This window comes from Labrys sedimenti (assembly GCF_034424805.1).
Lineage (GTDB): Bacteria > Pseudomonadota > Alphaproteobacteria > Rhizobiales > Labraceae > Labrys > Labrys sedimenti.
In genome coordinates this window covers 16,236-33,986 of sequence record NZ_JAXOUF010000025.1, presented here as the reverse complement: position 1 = coordinate 33,986, position 17,751 = coordinate 16,236, and the positions used below count along the sequence as shown (strand labels likewise).

General features: G+C 64.3%; 16 protein-coding genes. 8 read left to right on the top strand and 8 right to left on the bottom strand.

The genetic code is table 11. From position 1 onward, the window contains the following. The first annotated feature begins 86 nt into the window (after positions 1–86). Positions 87–767, top strand: a complete 681-nt coding sequence (locus tag U1R88_RS31930) for a response regulator (protein ID WP_068293612.1) — start codon at positions 87–89, stop codon at positions 765–767. Between the two features lie 34 nt (positions 768–801). On the opposite strand, the gene U1R88_RS31925 is transcribed toward U1R88_RS31930, so the two are convergent. Next, positions 802–1,401: a LysE/ArgO family amino acid transporter gene (locus U1R88_RS31925; protein ID WP_322434935.1), complete on the bottom strand. Its 600-nt coding sequence runs from the start codon at positions 1,399–1,401 to the stop codon at positions 802–804. A 118-nt stretch (positions 1,402–1,519) separates the two neighbouring features. On the opposite strand from U1R88_RS31925, the gene U1R88_RS31920 reads away from it, so the two are divergent. From U1R88_RS31920 to U1R88_RS31910, 3 genes are all read left to right on the top strand, one after another. Continuing rightward, positions 1,520–2,404 (top strand): LysR family transcriptional regulator ArgP, encoded by an 885-nt coding sequence (locus U1R88_RS31920; RefSeq protein WP_322434934.1) that lies wholly within the window; start codon positions 1,520–1,522, stop codon positions 2,402–2,404. 92 nt (positions 2,405–2,496) lie between these two features. Further along, the gene (locus U1R88_RS31915; RefSeq protein WP_322434933.1) at positions 2,497–3,534 is read left to right on the top strand and encodes an aldo/keto reductase; all 1,038 of its coding nucleotides are present in this window, start codon (positions 2,497–2,499) and stop codon (positions 3,532–3,534) included. Between the two features lie 220 nt (positions 3,535–3,754). Further along, positions 3,755–4,363, top strand: coding sequence for a SagB/ThcOx family dehydrogenase (locus U1R88_RS31910; protein ID WP_322434931.1), 609 nt, complete (start codon positions 3,755–3,757; stop codon positions 4,361–4,363). 83 nt (positions 4,364–4,446) lie between these two features. Here the strand turns inward: U1R88_RS31910 and U1R88_RS31905 are convergent, their stop codons facing one another. The 3 genes from U1R88_RS31905 to U1R88_RS31895 form a co-directional block, all read right to left on the bottom strand. Beyond that, entirely contained in the window at positions 4,447–5,172 is a 726-nt protein-coding gene (locus U1R88_RS31905; RefSeq protein WP_322434930.1) for a haloacid dehalogenase type II, read from the bottom strand. 103 nt (positions 5,173–5,275) lie between these two features. Beyond that, positions 5,276–5,812: an HNH endonuclease gene (locus tag U1R88_RS31900; RefSeq protein WP_068293627.1), complete on the bottom strand. Its 537-nt coding sequence runs from the start codon at positions 5,810–5,812 to the stop codon at positions 5,276–5,278. A 287-nt stretch (positions 5,813–6,099) separates the two neighbouring features. Continuing rightward, positions 6,100–6,279: a hypothetical protein gene (locus U1R88_RS31895; protein ID WP_322434929.1), complete on the bottom strand. Its 180-nt coding sequence runs from the start codon at positions 6,277–6,279 to the stop codon at positions 6,100–6,102. 406 nt (positions 6,280–6,685) lie between these two features. On the opposite strand from U1R88_RS31895, the gene U1R88_RS31890 reads away from it, so the two are divergent. Further along, positions 6,686–8,143 carry a DHA2 family efflux MFS transporter permease subunit gene (locus U1R88_RS31890; RefSeq protein ID WP_322434928.1) on the top strand — a complete coding sequence of 486 codons (1,458 nt, stop codon included), beginning with the start codon at positions 6,686–6,688 and terminating at the stop codon, positions 8,141–8,143. 22 nt (positions 8,144–8,165) lie between these two features. Here U1R88_RS31890 and U1R88_RS31885 read toward each other — a convergent pair whose 3' ends face one another. After that, the gene (locus U1R88_RS31885) at positions 8,166–9,074 is read right to left on the bottom strand and encodes a hypothetical protein (RefSeq protein ID WP_322434927.1); all 909 of its coding nucleotides are present in this window, start codon (positions 9,072–9,074) and stop codon (positions 8,166–8,168) included. 230 nt (positions 9,075–9,304) lie between these two features. Further along, positions 9,305–9,724, bottom strand: coding sequence for a DUF983 domain-containing protein (locus U1R88_RS31880; protein ID WP_322434926.1), 420 nt, complete (start codon positions 9,722–9,724; stop codon positions 9,305–9,307). 156 nt (positions 9,725–9,880) lie between these two features. Here U1R88_RS31880 and U1R88_RS31875 point away from each other — a divergent pair, with 156 nt between their 5' ends. The 3 genes from U1R88_RS31875 (at position 9,881) to U1R88_RS31865 (ending at position 14,883) form a co-directional block, all read left to right on the top strand. Next, positions 9,881–11,302 (top strand): aminotransferase-like domain-containing protein, encoded by a 1,422-nt coding sequence (locus tag U1R88_RS31875; protein WP_322434925.1) that lies wholly within the window; start codon positions 9,881–9,883, stop codon positions 11,300–11,302. A gap of 342 nt (positions 11,303–11,644) precedes the next feature. Further along, entirely contained in the window at positions 11,645–12,802 is a 1,158-nt protein-coding gene (locus tag U1R88_RS31870) for a DUF2778 domain-containing protein (RefSeq protein WP_322434924.1), read from the top strand. Positions 12,803–13,395: 593 nt separating this feature from the next. After that, positions 13,396–14,883 carry a nucleobase:cation symporter-2 family protein gene (locus U1R88_RS31865; RefSeq protein WP_322434923.1) on the top strand — a complete coding sequence of 496 codons (1,488 nt, stop codon included), beginning with the start codon at positions 13,396–13,398 and terminating at the stop codon, positions 14,881–14,883. 56 nt (positions 14,884–14,939) lie between these two features. On the opposite strand, the gene U1R88_RS31860 is transcribed toward U1R88_RS31865, so the two are convergent. Continuing rightward, positions 14,940–15,851 carry an aminoglycoside phosphotransferase family protein gene (locus tag U1R88_RS31860; protein WP_322434922.1) on the bottom strand — a complete coding sequence of 304 codons (912 nt, stop codon included), beginning with the start codon at positions 15,849–15,851 and terminating at the stop codon, positions 14,940–14,942. 300 nt (positions 15,852–16,151) lie between these two features. Further along, positions 16,152–17,531 carry a porin gene (locus U1R88_RS31855; protein WP_322434921.1) on the bottom strand — a complete coding sequence of 460 codons (1,380 nt, stop codon included), beginning with the start codon at positions 17,529–17,531 and terminating at the stop codon, positions 16,152–16,154. Between the last annotated feature and the right edge of the window lie 220 nt (positions 17,532–17,751).

Sequence of the window (17,751 nt, the reverse complement as noted above, 5' to 3'; positions counted from 1 at the left end):
AGACCGGCATTCTGCGCAGCCATGCCGGTCCCGCTCCATTACTCGATGGAGCTGCAAAGACCGGCACACCAAGAGTCTCCTCCCCTATGCACATCCTGGTTGTCGACGACGAGCCGCAGATCCAGCGCTTCCTGAAACCGGCCCTCATTGCCGCCGGCTATGAGGTGACGCCGGCCGTCAACGGCACCGACGCCATGCGCCTGATCGCCACCGCCGCGCCGGATCTCGTCATTCTCGATCTCGGCCTGCCCGACATGGACGGCAAGGACATCATCACCAAGGTGCGGGAATGGTCGAAAGTACCGATCATCGTGCTGTCTGCCCGCGATCGCGAAACCGAGAAGATCGCTGCCCTCGACCTCGGCGCCGACGACTATGTCGAAAAACCCTTCGGCATCGGCGAATTGATCGCCCGCATCCGCACCGCTTTGCGCCACAAGGCCCATGAGGAGGGCAACGCCACCCGCTTCGAGAGCGACGGCCTGGTGATCGATACGTTGAAGCGGCTGGTGAGCCGGGACGGCGAGGCCATCCGCGTCACACCCAAGGAATATGACCTGCTCGCCATGCTGGCGCGTCATGCCGGCCGTGTCGTCACCCATCGTCAATTGCTGACCTCGGTGTGGGGCACGGCACATGCCGAGGACCTGCACTACCTGCGCGTCTTCATCGGCCAGCTCAGGGCCAAGATCGAGCGCGATCCCGCTAATCCGAGCATCATCCAGACCGAACCCGGCATCGGCTATCGCCTGAAGGACGAGGAGTGAGCATGGGGCGGTTTGAGAACCGGCCTCAATCCGTTCACATCACCAGCTTCAACGCCAGCCCGCACATGGTCATGCCGATCAGCCCGTCCAGCACCCGCCAGGCACCCGGCCGGGCGAAGAGCGGGCGCAGCAGGCGCGCGCCATAGCCGAGCGAGAAGAAGAACAGGAAGGAGGCGCTGACCGCACCGGCACCGAAGGCGAGCTTGGCACCCTGATATTGCGTGGAGATCGAGCCGAGCAGCACCACCGTATCGAGATAGACATGCGGGTTGAGCCAGGTGAAGGCGAGGCAGGTGGCGAGTGCCCGGCCAAGTCCAAGCCCCGCAGCATCGGCCGGATCGAGCCCGCCATGATCGGCAAGCGCCGAGCGGAAGCTGCGCAGGCCGTACAGGATGAGGAAGGCGGCGCCGCCATAACGCATCACCGGCTCGATCCAGGGCACGGCCACGCCCACCGCCTGGAAGCCGGCGACACCGATGCTGATCAGCACGGCATCCGACAAAGCGCAGACGAGGCAAACCCAGAACACATGTTCGCGCCTGAGGCCCTGCCGCAGCACGAAGGCGTTCTGCGCCCCGATCGCGACGATCAGGCTGAGGCCGAGCAGGAATCCGGATATGAGCGCGTTGGTCACTGTCTCCCCCTTCACGGGCTTCCCGATCCATACCGATCGCCGGGACGGCGTTTGACTACACGCGCCAGGAGAATTAGAAAATTTAAATAATCTATCTCTGGATTAGGAAAATTAATCCATGCTGGACTATGCGCTGCTGGAAGCGCTGGCCGCCGTGGTGCGCACCGGTTCCTTCGACAAGGCGGCGCAGGAGATCGGGGTGACGCCCTCGGCGATCTCGCAACGGGTCAAGCTCCTGGAAGAACGCCTCGGTACCGGCCTGGTCGTCAGGGGTCAGCCCTGCACGGCGACAACGGCCGGCAAGCGGCTTTGCCGCCATGCCGAGGAAGTTGGCCTGATGGAGCATGCACTGCGCGGCGAACTCGGGGGCCTGGTGCCGCCGGGGCCCGCCCCTACCGTGCGCATCGCCGTCAATGCCGACAGCTTGGCGACCTGGTTCCTTCCCGCCCTGTCCGGCCTGGAGGGACGCCTGTTCGACCTGGTGCTCGACGATGAGAGCAACACCGCCGAGTGGCTGCGCCGCGGCGAGGTCAGCGCGGCGGTCGCTACCGCACCCGGTCCGTTCCAGGGCTGCGGCAGCCGCGCATTGGGCGTGCAGACCTATGTCGCCACCGCCAGCCCCGCCTTCGTCAGGCGGTGGTTTTCCGAGGGTCTCAGCGAGGAGGCTCTGCGGCAGGCCCCCTGCCTCACCTTCGATATCAAGGACGCCTTGCAGGACCGCTGGCTGGTCGAGACCTTCGGCCGGCCCATAAACCGGCCGAGCCACTGGATCCCCTCCTCCCGCGGCTTCGTCGACGGCGCCCTGGCTGGGCTCGGCTGGGGCATGAACCCGCTGTCGCTGGTGAGACCCTATCTCGAGGAGGGGTCCCTCGTCGCGATTCATCCCGGCTCGCGGCTGCTGGTGCCGCTCTACTGGCATTGGAGCCGGGCCGTGGAGAAGGGCCTCCAGGACATCACCGCCTCCATCCTGCGCACGGCGCGGGCGAGGTTGGAACAGGCGTAATAGTGCCGCAGCCTCTGGACAGGGCGGCGTTTGCCACTACCATTGTCGGACAAATCAGAATCCAACCTTCAAGACTTCAGGGACGGAAACCCATGCAGCTCCCCACCATGCCCGGCAATGCCGCGCCACGCCGGCTCGGCAAGACCCCTGTCATGCTCACGCCCGTCGGCCTCGGCGGCGGCCCGATGGGGGACATGTTCGAGAACCTCGACGAGGACAAGGTCCGCGCCACCTTCAGGGGCGCGTGGGATGCCGGCATCCGCTATTTCGACACCTCGCCCTGGTATGGCCGCGGCCTCAGCGAACTGCGTTTCGGCGAGGCGCTGCGGCAGAGGCCGCGCTCGGATTTCATCCTCTCCACCAAGATCGGCCGGACCTTCCATCGGCCCAAGGACGTCGACACTTTCAAGGGACCGTTCTGGTATGGCGGCCTCTCCTTCCAGGAGCGCTTCGACTACACCTATGACGGCGTGATGCGCGCCTATGAGCAGAGCCAGATGCGGCTCGGCATCAACCGTATCGACCTCCTGCTCATCCATGACCTCGACGTGCCGCATGTCGGCTCCGCCGACCTCGTCGCCCAGCATTTCCTCGACCTGGAGCGCTCGGGCTGGCGCGCGCTCGAAATGCTCAAGCATTACGGCGAGATCCAGGGCATCGGCGCCGGCGTCAACGTGCTCGGCACCATTCCCGAAATGCTCAAGCGCTTCGACCTCGATTTCTTCCTGGTCGCCATGCCCTACACGCTGATCGACCAGGGCCCGCTCGACCTCGAATTTCCGCTCTGCCAGGAGCGCGGGGTGGGCGTGGTGATCGGCTCGCCCTTCGCCTCCGGCATCCTTGCCACCGGCGCAGGCGTGCCCACGCCCTATTATCGCTATACGCCGGCCGCCCCGGAGATCATCGAGAAGGTGCGGCGGATCGAGGTCGTCTGCGCCGCTCACAACGTGCCGCTGAAGGCGGCCGCCTTCCAGTTCGTGCTGCGCCATCCGATCGTGGCGAGCGTGATTTCGGGCGCGGTCACGCCCGAACAGGCGGCCGAGAATGTCAGCCTGCTCGGCGTCGCCATTCCCGACGCCTTCTGGAGCGATTTGCGCCAGCAGGGACTGATTGATGCGAGGGCTCCGTAAGCTCAAAACACAAGAGCATCCGGCGCGAGGCTCGGAAAGAAACGGCATGCCTCGGAGTGACTTGCATCATCAGAGGCGATGGATGTGGAGGCACCGCTGGAGCACAGTCAGCACATTGCCGGATCGGCAAGGTCCCGGGGCTGAAGGTTGCAGAAGTCGGACAGGGCGGTGCATCGTTGTCCCGGACATCCGCGACATCCGGATTGCAAGGTGAGTGCCGATGATTGTCCTGACAGACCCGACCAGCGGATTGCCTGCCATAAGGCTGGAAGCACGCCGCTCGATCCGTGACTTCGCGGATCGGCCCATTTCCATCGACGACCTTGGTACCTTGCTCTTCGCCATGCAGGGACGTCGACGGGCTGACGACAAGAGGCTCACGCCGTCCGCGGGTGCGCGCTATCCATTGACACTGACGGTTGCTGTTCGCCGTGTGGCGACCTTGTCGGCTGGTCTCTACCGCTATGATGTCGAACGCCATGCTCTCGATGCGATAGACAACGATGCCATGGCCTTGTCGAAGGCAGCCGCGGCGACCTTCGAGGCGCCCTGGGTCGCGGAGGCGGCTCTGGCGCTTCACATTTCGGCGGCATTCGAGAAGACGACGATCCCCTACGCGGATCAACCGCCGGCAGGGCGAGCCGAACGCTATGTGTGGCTCGAAGCCGGACATGTTGCGCAGAATGCAGCCTTGACAGCCGCCGCGCTGGATCTGGCCACGGTTTTGGTTGCCGGCTTCGACGATGCAGCCATGGGCCGGGCTTTTTGCATCCCCCCGACGGAAAAGCCGGTTGGGCTGATGCCCGTTGGCTATCCGAAAGCCGGATAGGTCGGGAACTCCTACCAAGGGGGTCATGGCGCCCATCCCCCGCCCAGCGGGCCCTTACCGGTTTCACTGCTGCAACGACCGCCTCAACCCGCATGCGCCTGGCGATGCGCCTCGGCCAATGCGTCGAGGCTGTGGAAGTGAAAATCCGGTTCCGGCACGCCTTCCACCACCAAGGTGGCACCGCCCTGTTTGCCGGCGCGGCGGTCGATCCAGGCCCGTGCCAGGCCGATCCGTGACGCCGGCACGTGATCGTGGTGCAGGCTCTGGGCGGTGTGCAGCACATCGGCCGGCTCGAGGCCGAACTGCAGCGACAAATGCTCGATGAGATAGCTGAAATTGCGCGGATCCGGCTTGTAGGAACCGACATCCTCGGCGGTGTAGACCGCGTCGAAAAGGCCGCCGAGCTTGGTGTTGCTGCCGGCGAAGCTACGGCGGTCGACATTGGAGAGCACGACCAGCCGGTAGTGGCGCTTCAGATAAGCCAGCGCCTGCGCCGAATCCGGAAAGGCCGGCCAGTCCGGCACGGAAGCGCCGAAGCGCTCATGCAGGTCGGCATGGGCGGCGATGCCCCAATCCTGCGCCAGCCGCGCATGGGTAACGGCAAGCAGGGTCGAATAGAGCAGCGAGGGCGTCTGGAGTTCCTGCTCGGTCTCGCGGCGGGCGAAGGCAGCGAGTGCCTCCTCGCGCCCGATCACCCGCCCGCCGGCGCTGAGCAAGGGCTGGAGCGCATTCCAGATGCCGGTTTCCCAGTCGATCAGCGTGCCGTAGCAATCGAAGGTCAAGACCTTGAAGTCCGTCAGTTCCGGCATCCCGTCTTCTCCCAGGCAATCGCGATCGGCAGGCATGCCGTCGCTCGCGGCGCATAAGCAAAAGAGGGCGGTGTCGCCACCGCCCTCTCCGGTTTGAGGATCCTCACGAAACCAGTTCGCTGTCCCAGTAGAGATAGTCGACCCAGCTTTCGTGCAGATAGTTGTGCGGATAATGCCGGCTCGCCTCCAGGAGGTCCCAGGGCGAAGGCCGCGCCGGCTTGCGCAAGGGCTTCATATCCATACGGTCGGCCTTGCGGGCGTTGCAATCGCCACAGGCCGCGACGATGTTCTCCCATGAGGTCGCCCCGCCCTTGGAGCGGGGAACCACATGCTCGAACTGCAAATCGCGGGCCTGGAAACCATCGCCGCAATATTGGCAGGTGAAGCCGTCGCGCAGGAACAGGTTGAAACGGGTGAACGGCACCATGCGCTCCACCTTCTGATAGTCGCGCAAGGCAACCACGGAAGGCAGGCGCATCGTCGTCGACGGACTGCGCACCACGGCATCATATTCCGCCACCACGCTCACGCGGTCGAGAAACACGGCCCTCAGCGCATCCTGCCACGACAGCAGCGACAGCGGAAAATACCGCAAGGGTCTGAAATCGGCATTCAATATCAAAGCGGGGTGGGACGACATGACTACCTCAACGCTCGGCTCCTGGAGTTAACACGGGCTGGAGGAATGGATGACCGGTTGCCCGGCCGGCTTCTGGTTTTCGCTGTCTGACTCCCGGCCAGCCCCGTTGGCTGGTCTAGCTGGACAGTTGTCCGGCAACGAAAAGACGGAATGATGACAGCACGATGATGTGCACGCGGCCACACGCTGGCATGCGGAGCATGCCGACCGTCCGGATTGTTTGGAGTGTGTCGCGGGCGTACATACCCTCCTGCCATCAAGGCGGAGGGGACTGCCCTGCCGCCGGTTCAGATTCTCGTGTGATCCTGCGCCAGTTTGGCGACGATCATACGGTTCGCATTCGACAGGTCGCGGCCGGCACCTTTGCATTGGCTGCGGGTAGCCACGCCCATGCCCGGCATGCAGGCCGGCAGCAGGGAGGCGTCATCCGCAAACGCAAAGATGTTGAAATGGGTCGGCAACGGCATGTCCGGCTCTTGAAGGAAGAGGCCCATCCCCTTCCCGATGACTAGGCTTATGCCGCCCGAAAACGACAAAAATCAAGCGCGAAAGCGTCATCCGCCCGCAAAAACAGCAAAAATTTCGAAAGAATTCTGCTCTTTTCCGGGACACATGATCCAATTGGATAATATCTTATATCGCTGAATAAAATCTCCGGCATATGCGGCGTCGATGCGCCGGACCTGTAAACCAGCTTGCATCTCGCCCAGCGCGATTCAGCTATGCGAAACTATATGTTGTCTCTCCCTACTTTTGCCATTTCGTCAGAACAAAAGCGTACCTATAACCAATCAAGCGTCATGACCGGCGTCGAGTCGGCCACCATTCTGGCCCGCCCCTTGGGACGGGCCTTGTCATGAATTGCCTGCTCCAATGTCCGAAGTGACCGCTGGCCTGATGCCCCGGATGGCACGGCCCAATTTCAGAACCACCGCGCTGATCATTGCCAGCGCCATGTTCATGGAACAGCTCGACGCCACCATCCTGGCGACTGCCCTGCCGACCATGGCCAAATCCTTCGACGTTTCGCCGGCGCATATGAGCATCGCGCTGACGTCCTACCTGCTCAGCCTGGCCGTACTGATTCCCGCCAGCGGCAAGATCGCCGACCGCTATGGCGCCCGCAGCGTGTTCTCGATCGCCATCGCCGTGTTCATGCTGGGCTCGATCCTGTGTGCCTGGGCGCCGACCTTGCCCGTCCTGGTCGCGGCGCGCCTGCTGCAGGGCGCGGGCGGGGCGATGATGGTGCCGGTCGGGCGCCTGGTCCTGCTGCGTACCGTCGACAAATCGGACCTCGTCTCCGCCATGGGCTGGCTGCTGGTGCCGGCGCTGATCGGCCCGATCCTCGGCCCGCCGGTCGGCGGCTTCATCGTCACCTTCCTCGACTGGCGCTGGATCTTCTACATCAACATCCCGATCGGCCTGCTCGGCCTGGTGCTCACCCAGATCTTCATTCCCAACATGAAGGAAGACAAGCGCGAGCCCTTCGACATGAAAGGTTTCGTGCTCTCCGGCATTTCGCTCGCCTGCCTGCTGTTCGGCTTCGAGATGACCAGCCGTGGCAGCGCCGAGGAAGCGCCGCTCGCCATCGCCCTGCTGGTGATCGGCCTCGTCAGCGGCGCGGTCTATGTCGTCCATGCCCGCAAGCCCCGCGACTTCGCCCCGATCCTCGACCTCAGCCTGATGCGGGTGCGCACCTTCCGCATCTCGCTGGTCGCCGGCTCGCTCTCGCGCATCACCCAGGGCGCCCAGCCTTTTCTGCTGCCCCTGATGATGCAGATCGGCTTCGGCATGTCGGCGGCGGAGAGCGGCCTGCTCACCCTCGCCACCGCCTGCGGTTCCATGCTGATGAAGGCGGCGGCCAAGCCGATCCTCAAGCGCTTCGGCTTCCGCACCACGCTGATCTGGAACAGCATCTTTTCCAGCCTGCTCTATGCGGCCTGCGCCCTGTTCCGCCCCGACTGGCCGCATTGGGCCATCTTCGCCGTGCTGCTGGTCTGCGGTTTCTCGATGTCGCTGCAGTTCACCGCCTACAACACCGTCTGCTACGACGACATTCCGCCAACCCGCACCTCCTCGGCCAACAGCTTCTACACAACCTTCCAGCAGTTGATGCTGTCCTTCGGCATCTGCGCCGGCGCCCTGGCCTTGACCGGCTCGAAGCTGGTCCTGGGACACGAGCACGCCACGCTGATGGACTTCTCGATGGCGTTTCTGTTCGTCACCGCCATTTCCCTGCTGGCTTCGCCGGTGAACGCCAAGCTGCCTTACAATGCAGGGGCATCGATGAGCGGCCACCTCAAGCGGCACGAGGCCGAACAGGCGACCTGACGAGACCGGCGAGGAACGATCGTCAGGTCACCGGGCCTTCGCGCCTGTAAGGCTCGAGGGTGTTGAGGCCCAGGAGTTCCGTCAGCCTGGCACCGTCGCTGACGCGCCGGAACCAGCCGGGCGCCATCCAGGGCGCGTCGCCGTCGATATTGGGGGCACCGCGCCCAGTTGCGATATCCTCGATCCAGAGCGTTCGCGTCTCCAGCGAGATGCGCGTGAAATCGGTGCTGTTGGGCACGCCGGCATGCGCATGCGCACTGGAAAAGGCGATCACCTCCCCCGGCTCGACCACCACTGGCTCGACTCTCCCCACATCCACGGCGCCGCTCAGATGCGGGATGGCATCGTCGGCATCGACGGCATGGCGACCTGCGACCTTGGCACGGGCCAGCACGGCCTCCAGATCGAAGGAAGCGCTGGTATTGGGCACCGCCCTGGTCCACAGATCCGGATAGATCGCGAAAGTGCGCCCGGCCGTGATCGGATAGATCGGCGCCCACCAATTGGTCTGCGCATAGAGGTTGGAGCCCCAGGTGTCGCGGTGAAAGGCGATAGTGGCGGTGCTGCGCGCCCGTGGCAGGTTCGCTGCAGGCGGCTGGTGGGGCTGGAAGCGAAGATGCAGCCGGTCACGCGCGAGTTTTTCCGGATCGAGGCCGAGCGCTGCGAAAATTTCGCTCCACAGGCGCTTGACCTCGGCGGATTGGACAAATGCCTTCTGCAGCCTGGAAAATTCCTCGACCTGCCGGTCATGGTCGAGATGGCGATGAATCTCGGGCGGCTGGTGGGGATGGAAAGCGTCTTCCAGCAGGCCTCGGGTGAAGGCTACCAATGCCTGCATCGGCGAAAGTCCGCTAAAGCAGGCAATCTCGCCGGCATAGATCCGATCATGGAAACCGCGCGGCGACACCGGAACGGCGAAGGACGAATACATGAGACAGGCCCCGCTGTTTCAGGTGTCGAACCCAAGGCTAAAGTGTTTTCCAGAAAAGTTGATAGACTTTTCAATTAAGAAAACGCGTCAAAACAAAGAGTTGGAGAGGAAGTGCGATTCGCGAGAAATCGCACTTTGCTCCAGCGCAAACAAGGCTGGGTCACGAATGCGTTTGCACCGGAAGAAGCGCCATTCCGGCCCATTGCAGCCGGCTGAGGCAATCGCGCCCGTCAGCTCTGTCGCGCCAGGCGCGGCTGCTCATGGGAGGGTTCGTCCTGCGGCACCAGGCGCCCCTCCTCCGCCTTGTTGATGTATTGGCTCGCCACCAGCACGCCCTTGATCGGACGCAGAATGGGAATGCAGGACAACAGCAGGAAGGGCAACGTGGTAACGAAATGCACCCAGAGCGGCGGCTCGAAACTCAGTTCCATCCACATGCCGAAGCCGGTGGCCGGAAAGGCCATGGTCATCATCACGAAGAAGGCCGGGCCATCCGCCGGATCGGCAAAGGAATAATCGAGCCCGCAGGCATTGCATTTGGGAGCGAGCGTCAGGAAGCCGTTGAAGAGCTTGCCCTGTCCGCAGCGCGGGCAGCGGCCGCGCATACCGCAACGCCAGATCGACTGTGAGGCTGCCGATTGTTCTTCCATCGAAGGGCTCCTTCGTTCCGGCAGAATGTATGGATTGAATTTCCATACAAATATGACTATCCTGCCGTCAAGAATCAAGGAATCGACCTGAAATCAAAGAATTTTACGATTTTCCGGATCGATCAACGCACGCTTTCTATTATTGTAGGCATACAAATGCAAGACAATTCGCCTGCGGCATTCTGGCTCCCCGCCGAACTGGCCCGCGATGCGCCCAAATATCTCGCCATCGCCCAGGCGCTGTCGGCCGACATCCGCTCGGGACGCTTGGCAGCGGGCGTGCAATTGCCGCCGCAGCGCCAACTCGCCAAGGCGCTCGGCGTCGACCTCACCACGGTGACGCGGGCGTTCAACGAGGTCCGGCGCGCCGGCCTGGTGGAGGGCAACACCAAGCGGGGCACCATCGTCAGCGCCTCCCGGACCGTGCCTGCCCGCATCGTCGTCGACGAGCCCCGCCCGACCGAGGCCACGGCCCTGATCGATCTGAGCATGAACATGCCGCCCCAGCCGGCCGAGGCCGGGCTGCGCGAGGCCATCGCCGAGGGCATCGCCACCGTCCTCGCCTCGCCCCACGTGCTGGCGCGGCTGCATTATCAGGAAAATGCCGGCATTCCCGGCGACCGTGCGGCCGGTGCGCGCTTCCTGGCGCCCCGCCTCGGCGCCATCTCGCCCGAACGGCTGGTGGTGACCTCGGGCTCGCAGGCAGCCCTGTTCGCGGTAGTGTCGGCCCTGCTCGAACCGGGATCGGTGCTGGCGGCGCCCGAGGTCACCTATCCCGGCCTGCGTTCGGTGGCCGCCCGCTGCGGCGTGAGGCTGGCGGCGGTGCCCACCGATGGGGATGGTCTCCTGCCCGACTATTTCGAGGCACTCTGCCGGACGAACCGGCCGAGAGCGCTCTATTGCGTGCCGACACTCGACAACCCGACCACCGCGACCTTGCCCGCCGAGCGGCGGCAGGCCCTGGTCTCCATCGCCCGCAAGCACGGCGTCGCCTTCATCGAGGACGATGCCTATGGCGCGCTGCCCGAACACGCGCCACCCCCGCTCGCAGCCCTCGCCCCCGAACGAAGCTGGCACATCGCCACGCTGTCCAAATGCGCGACGCCCGCTCTGAGGCTGGCCTATGTCGTCACGCCGGGTCAGGCGGAGGCGCTCGAAATCACGGCCCAGACCCGGATCATCAACCTGATGGCACCCCCGTTGATGTCCGGCCTGGCGACCATCTGGATCAAGGACGGCACCATGGCCCGCCTGACGGCCGCCATCCGGAGCGAGAACCATGTACGCCAGGCCATCGCCGCGACGGCGCTGAACGGCTTCACCTATCGCGCGGCCGCGGACGCACACCATCTGTGGCTGAGCCTGCCGCCGGCCTGGGTCGGCGCCGATCTCAGCGCCGTCGCCCGCAAGGCCGGGCTCGCCCTAGTCGGCAGCGCTGCCTTCGCCGTCGGCGCCCCGCCGCCGGCGCTGCGCATCTCGCTCGGCGCTGCGCCGAGCTACGACGCCCTGCGCCAGGGACTCAACACGCTGGCGGCCCTGCTTTCGGTCCCGCCGGAGGGTGTGCCGGGAATCGTCTAATTCAACGTTCGCGTTTGAACGAAGAGGCACATCCATGCGGAGTGTCAGCTCCGGCTGACCTCTCGGAAACGAAGCATTTGCCGGCCGCCAGGATGTCAGCCCTGCTCAATCATCTGATGGAGCTGTGAGGTTGGCACTCCCAAGCACCCACATCCGCACAAACACGCGAACGGCACGGTCCTGACCCGCGCGTAAAGGGTTTGGTTACCAAGATTGGGCAAAGTTTGCGGGTCGATCGGCGGATCGATGGCGCGAGACGTTCCCCTCGCAACCACCCGCAAACAGTACCCAACCGAAGGTCCTCGCGCCGCAAGGCCGCCTGGCCAGCCGGAAGCGAGTAACATGACCCACGCCCGTCCTACCGGCAGCTATGTCCGAGGCCGCAGGCCTCGCCGGAACACCGCCGGCTGGATGGCGCTTGCCGGGCTGTGCTTCGGGACCGTCGCCGCAGCCTGGACGGCGGTCGCGCTGGTGGCACCCTCGATGGTCTCCGCTTCCAAGCCCTCCCATCTTCACCTGCGTGCCGAAGATCCCTTCGCCCCCAAGGCCCTGGTGCAGGCGGGCGTGCTCCGGCCGGCGCCGCGGCCGCCGGAACACGAAGTTGCTGCTGCCGCGCCCCCACCGGCAACCGCCAATACCGGTCCCGAAATCGCGGAAGGCGTACGCCTGCCGGCTTCGGGCGGGGCCGTCCGCCCGGCTGCCCCCGTGCTCGCCAGCCTGATGGCCTTCGCCCCGAGTGACGATGGCATGCATGAGGCCCTTCCCGTCATCCGTTCCGTGCAGACGGTCGCGGCCTTGCCCTCGCCGCCGGCGGAAGCGGCGGCCCCGGATGTCGTCGCCACCGGCAGCCTGCCCGACGCCCCTGCCGAAACCCTGCCCCTGCCACCGATCCGCCCGACCGATGGCAGTGTAGCCGAAGCCGATCCGGCCGATCTGGTCCCGCTGCCGCCCACCCGTCCGGCCATCCCCCTGACGGCCCTCGCCTCCATCGACCCGGATGAGGCACGCCCCCTCGACCGGCCCGCCATCGAGCCGCCGCTGTCCCGTCCCTTGGCCGGCAATCGCACCGCCATCTACGATATCTCCGCCCGCACGGTCTTTCTGCCCAATGGCGAGCGCCTCGAAGCCCATTCCGGCCTCGGCCCCTATCTCGACGATCCCGGCTCGGTGCATGTGAAGAACCGGGGCGCCACACCGCCCCAGACCTATGACCTCAAGCCGCGCGAAGCCCTGTTCCATGGCGTTGCCGCCCTGCGCATGATCCCTGCCAACGGATCCGGCACCGTGCTCGGACGCGACGGCCTGCTGGCGCACACCTATATGCTCGGACCGCGTGGCGATTCGAATGGCTGTGTCTCCTTCAAGGACTATGCCCGCTTCCTTCGCGCCTATCGCAATGGAGAGGTCAACAGGCTGGTGGTCGTCACCGGTAACGGCAAGGCGAGCAGCCAGATCGCCTCGCGCAACAAGAGCCGCTGGTGGTTTGCCTCCGGGCGCTGATCCTCCCGAAGTCTCTTGCGGCGAGAGGCAAGCAGCAATCGTCAAGAGGCTTCGAACCAAAGCACCGGAACAAAGAAGCGTTTACGCTCCAGCGACTTTTGCTTAGCATCGCAGCTTGTCATTCAATCTGACAGATCCTGGTCGCGCCTTGGCTGCGCCGACCGAGTAGCCGCTTGGTATTGACGCCGACGCCGCAATATTCGCGGCCGTCTGCCTGCCGCGCTACACAGGCATTATCACATCCAGCGCGGAAGTCCTTCCGATCGGGGCTCACTTCCAAGAGCCTCTATCCTGATGGATCATGGCTGCAATCAATAGAGCTAAATCAATTCTTCGAGTGCATGCTGGCCAAGGGAGACCGGAACGCTGCACTCTCTCGCCGCAGGCCCTTGAACGCGCCGCGGTACGCTACTCGTTCTGTCATGCCTGCACGCCATTGCCTGCGCCTCCGCGCAGACGATGAGCAGCAGGCCAAGTACCCGTTGTCATGCGGGCTATCCCCCGCATGGGCTGACCGGCCATCGTGGCGTCGCCCCGCGCTCGTCTGGTCCGGGAATTGCATTCGATAAGAACGCATGAAGGAGGAAACCGGCTTGAGTTCAACATCCATCGGCACCGCTGCCCCTGCCTTGCAGCGCCCGGAAGACGAGAATCTGGGCATCGGCGCCAACCTGGCCTATGGCCTGCAGCACGTCCTGACCATGTATGGCGGCATCGTTGCCGTGCCCCTGATCGTCGGCCAGGCGGCCGGCCTGGCACCCGAGGAAGTCGGCATGCTGATCACCGCCTCACTGTTCGCGGGGGGCCTGGCCACCATCCTGCAGACCTTGGGCCTGCCCCTGTTCGGCTGCCGCCTGCCTTTGGTGCAGGGCGTCTCCTTTGCCGGTGTCGCCACCATGGTGGCCATCGTCGTCAGCCCCACCGGCGGCGGTCTGCCGGCCGTGCTCGGCGCGGTGATGGCTGCCTCCCTGCTCGGGCTTCTCATCACCCCGGTCTTCTCCAAGATTACGCAGTTCTTCCCGCCCCTGGTCACCGGCATCGTGATCACCACCATCGGCCTCACTTTGATGCCGGTGGCGGCGCGCTGGGCCATGGGCGGCAATCCCAAGGCCCCCGATTTCGGCAGCATGCCCAATATTGCGCTCGCCGGCGCCACGCTCGGCATCGTGCTGCTCCTGAGCAAGCTCGGCAACGCGGCGATCTCGCGCCTGTCGATCCTGCTCGCCATGGTGATCGGCACCGCCATCGCCATGGCCTTCGGCATGACCGATTTCTCCAAGGTCGCCAGCGGCCCCACCGCGGCCCTGCCCACCCTGTTCCATTTCGGCTGGCCGACCTTCCAGGTCGCCGCGATCGTCTCGATGTTCATCGTCATCATCGTGACCCTGGTCGAGACCTCGGCCGACATCCTGGCGGTCGGCGAGATCATCGGCACCAAGGTCGACTCGCGCCGCCTCGGTGATGGCCTGCGCGCCGACATGCTCTCCTCCACCCTGGCGCCGATCTTCGGCTCCTTCACCCAGAGCGCCTTTGCCCAGAATGTCGGCCTGATCGCCGTCACCGGCATCAAGAGCCGCTTCGTGGTGGCCACCGCCGGCCTCATCCTGGTGACGCTCGGCCTGCTGCCGGTGATGGGACGGGTGATCGCGGCCGTGCCGCCCGCGGTGCTGGGCGGCGCCGGCATCGTGCTGTTCGGAACCGTCGCGGCCAGCGGCATCCGCTCCCTGTCCAAGGTCGACTACACCAACAACATGAACCTCATCATCGTGGCGACCTCGATCGGCTTCGGCATGATCCCGATCGCCGCACCGCAATTCTACGAGCACTTCCCGTCCTGGTTCGTCACCATCTTCCATTCGGGCATCAGCTCGGCCGCGCTGATGGCGATCACGCTCAACCTGGTGTTCAACCATCTCAGGGCCGGCAATTCCGATCAGCAGTCGGTGTTCGTGGCCGGCATGGAGCGCACCTTGCGCTACCAGGACATCTCCATGCTGCATGAGGGCGACTATTTCCTCAACGGCAAGCTCTACGACGCCAAGGGCAGCGAGGTGAAGGTCGAGGGACCGAGCCACCACTGATCCTCGCCGATATGCCGCTTCTCGCCCGCGCGAATGCAGGGCGAGGGGCGGCGCCTTCAAGTCGCTTCAGAAGCGCTGCCGGCATGCTCGTCCAGCACGGTGGCGATCACCTCCCGCGCCGGCCGTTCGGTCGGCGGGGTGCTGCCATGGCCGCAGCAGACGAGCAGCGCCTTCCACAGGGCCCAGCCGCGGGCGCGGGCCCAGATGCTCTGGTCAAATCCCGCCTGCGCCGCCAGCTTCGCCTTGAAAGCCGCGCGGCTTTCGCCCCGCAGGAAGGTCCAGGCGATCACCAGGTCGCAGGCTGGATCGCCGACGGCACTGCTGCCGAAATCGATCACCGCACTCAGCCGCCCTTCACGCAGCAGCAGATTGCCGACGGCGATATCGCCATGCACCCAAACGGGTGGCCGCTGCCACTGCGTTGCCAGTGCCGCCTCCCAGACCCGGCCCGCCGCAGCGGCATCGATCTCGCTCGCGAGTTGATCGAGGCAACGCCGCGTCTCGGCGTCATAGACGGAGAGTGCGCCGCCCCGATGAAAATTATCCACCCCGGCAGCCGGGCCTTCTACGGGCGCACGTTGTAGTGCCAGCAGGAACTGCGCGAGATCGGCCGCGAACCCGCAGGGGTCGGCCAGTTGCGCGAACAAGACGGGCTCGCCCTCGATCCAGCGATAGACCGACCAGGGATAGGGGTAGCCCTCCGCCGGGCAGCCGAGGGCAAGCGGGGCTGGGATCGGCAAGGACAGAAGCGGGGCCAGCCGAGGCAGATAGCGCCACTCCTTCTCGACCTGCGGCACATAGGAGGCAGCAGTCGGCAGGCGCACCTTCTTGTCATCACCCAGGCGGAAGGTGGAATTGTCCCAGCCATTGCGCTCGACCGGCCGGACCGGCTGATCGGCCCAATCCGGAAACTGGTGATCGACCAGGCCGCGCACCAACGTGGTTTCGATCGTCAAGCGGCCAGCCATGCTCCCTCCTTCCGAATCGCCCCGACCTCGGCATTGAACCGATCATGCCGCCCGCCCGCAAATGCTTGGTGGCGAAGCTCCCGTATGGACGACGAGAGCAAAGTGCGATTTCTCTGAATCGCGAATTCTCTCTAACTTATTGTTTTTACTCGCTTTTCTTAATCAAAAAGTCTATCAAATTTTCTGGAAAACGCTTTAGATCATATGAATGAAAAATGGCCCGGACGAAGTCCGGGCCACCCAGTTCGTGGTCTTGGAGTTAAACAACGCCTGTCTGGTCGACCAAGACCGATCAGTTCGTCAGAAGGTGCGCTTCAGGCGCACACCGGTCTGCCAGGCACTGGCGCTGGCACCAAGGCTCTGGTTGGCGTTGGAAAGCTCGACCTTGGAATGGGTGTAGGCGACTTCGCCGGCCACGGTCAGGCCCTTGACGATCGTGTAGGTCAGATTGCCGGCGATCGTGTATTCCTTGGCGCTATAATCCAACTGGGCGAGCAGATTGTCGCCCTTCATGTCGATATAGCTGCCGACCAGATTGGCGTTCAGGACGGGGGTGATGTTGCCACCGAGTTCCGCCACGATAGACCAACCCTTGGACGTGCCGTTGCTGGTCACCACCTGGCCCGTACCGACGGTCGGGAACAGATCGCCAGGCCCCGTGCCGAAGAAGGCGTTGTTGGCGCCAAGATAATCCAGGGCGCCCTTGGCATATTGGCCTTCGACGACGAAATGCCCGCCATCGATGAAGGGCAATTTGATCAGCGCGCTGCCGCCGACCGCATAGCCCCACTTGTCATCGTGGCCAATGGTGAGCGTCTGGGTGGTTCCACCGGCCGTCAGGGTCGTCTCCGTCGCGGTGCGCAGTTGATGCAGGGCGCCCTGCACCGCCAGCGATCCCCAGCTCTGGTCGAAGCGCAGCTGGGCCACGACGTCGGGAACCTGCTGCCCCCCCTGATAGCGCCCGATGCTCACCGCGCCGGCACCCGGTTGGGACGCGACGGCCTGGAGCAGGGCCGTTCCGATCCAGTTGTCGACGCGATGGTCGCGGCCGTCCTCGATCGATAGCGTGGCTTTGAAGCCTCCACCAAACTCCGCGGTATAGGCGAGCAGGTTGACGGTGTTGCTCTCGGCGTAGTAGGGCGCCCAGATGGTGTCGCCAAAATCATTATCGTAGAAGCCGAAGAAGGAGTGGGCATAACCCGCCGTCAGGCCACCAAACTGGATGAAGGCCTTGTCGATCGAGAAGCGGTTGCCGTTATAGGTGCCGCCACGCCCCTGGCTGCTGATCGGATGCGAGTCGGCATTGATCTGGAAATAGGAGCGCAGCAGGCCCCATTCGGTCTCGGTGCGAGCGTCGAACCAGATGCGCCCCTGAGTGTTGAAGGCCGAACGGTCGTCATTTCTGCCAAATTTGGCCGAACGCAAGCGCTGGGTGTTGTTGCTGCCTACCAGGCGATAACCCGAATCCCCGCCGAAGACGCGATAGTCGGCGCGGATTTCACCACCGATTTTGAGGCAGGTGTCGGTGCCGGGGATATAGAAGAAACCCGGGCCGAAGGCCGAGCAGACCTTCACATATTCAACGGCCTCGCCCTTGGTCATGGGCAGATCGGCGGCCTGGGCAGCGCCGATTGCGGCGATGCCGGCAACTGCGCCGAGCAGGAGAGGTTTAAGAGACATCGAAACGACCTTCCAAGATTATCTTATTGGTTTCGAGCACATAGCTCCGCATTGCCGTCGACCCGGGATGGGCGGACGGTTGCACAAGCTGCATGTCGGCATGGACCGCGTTGGGCGAACCCAACCATAGGTTGCATATACTTCACTAGTTCGCGCAATGAGATTCCCATTGCCCCGGACGGAAAGCGCAAGAATTAGGGTATTATGTTGCCAATCCGTC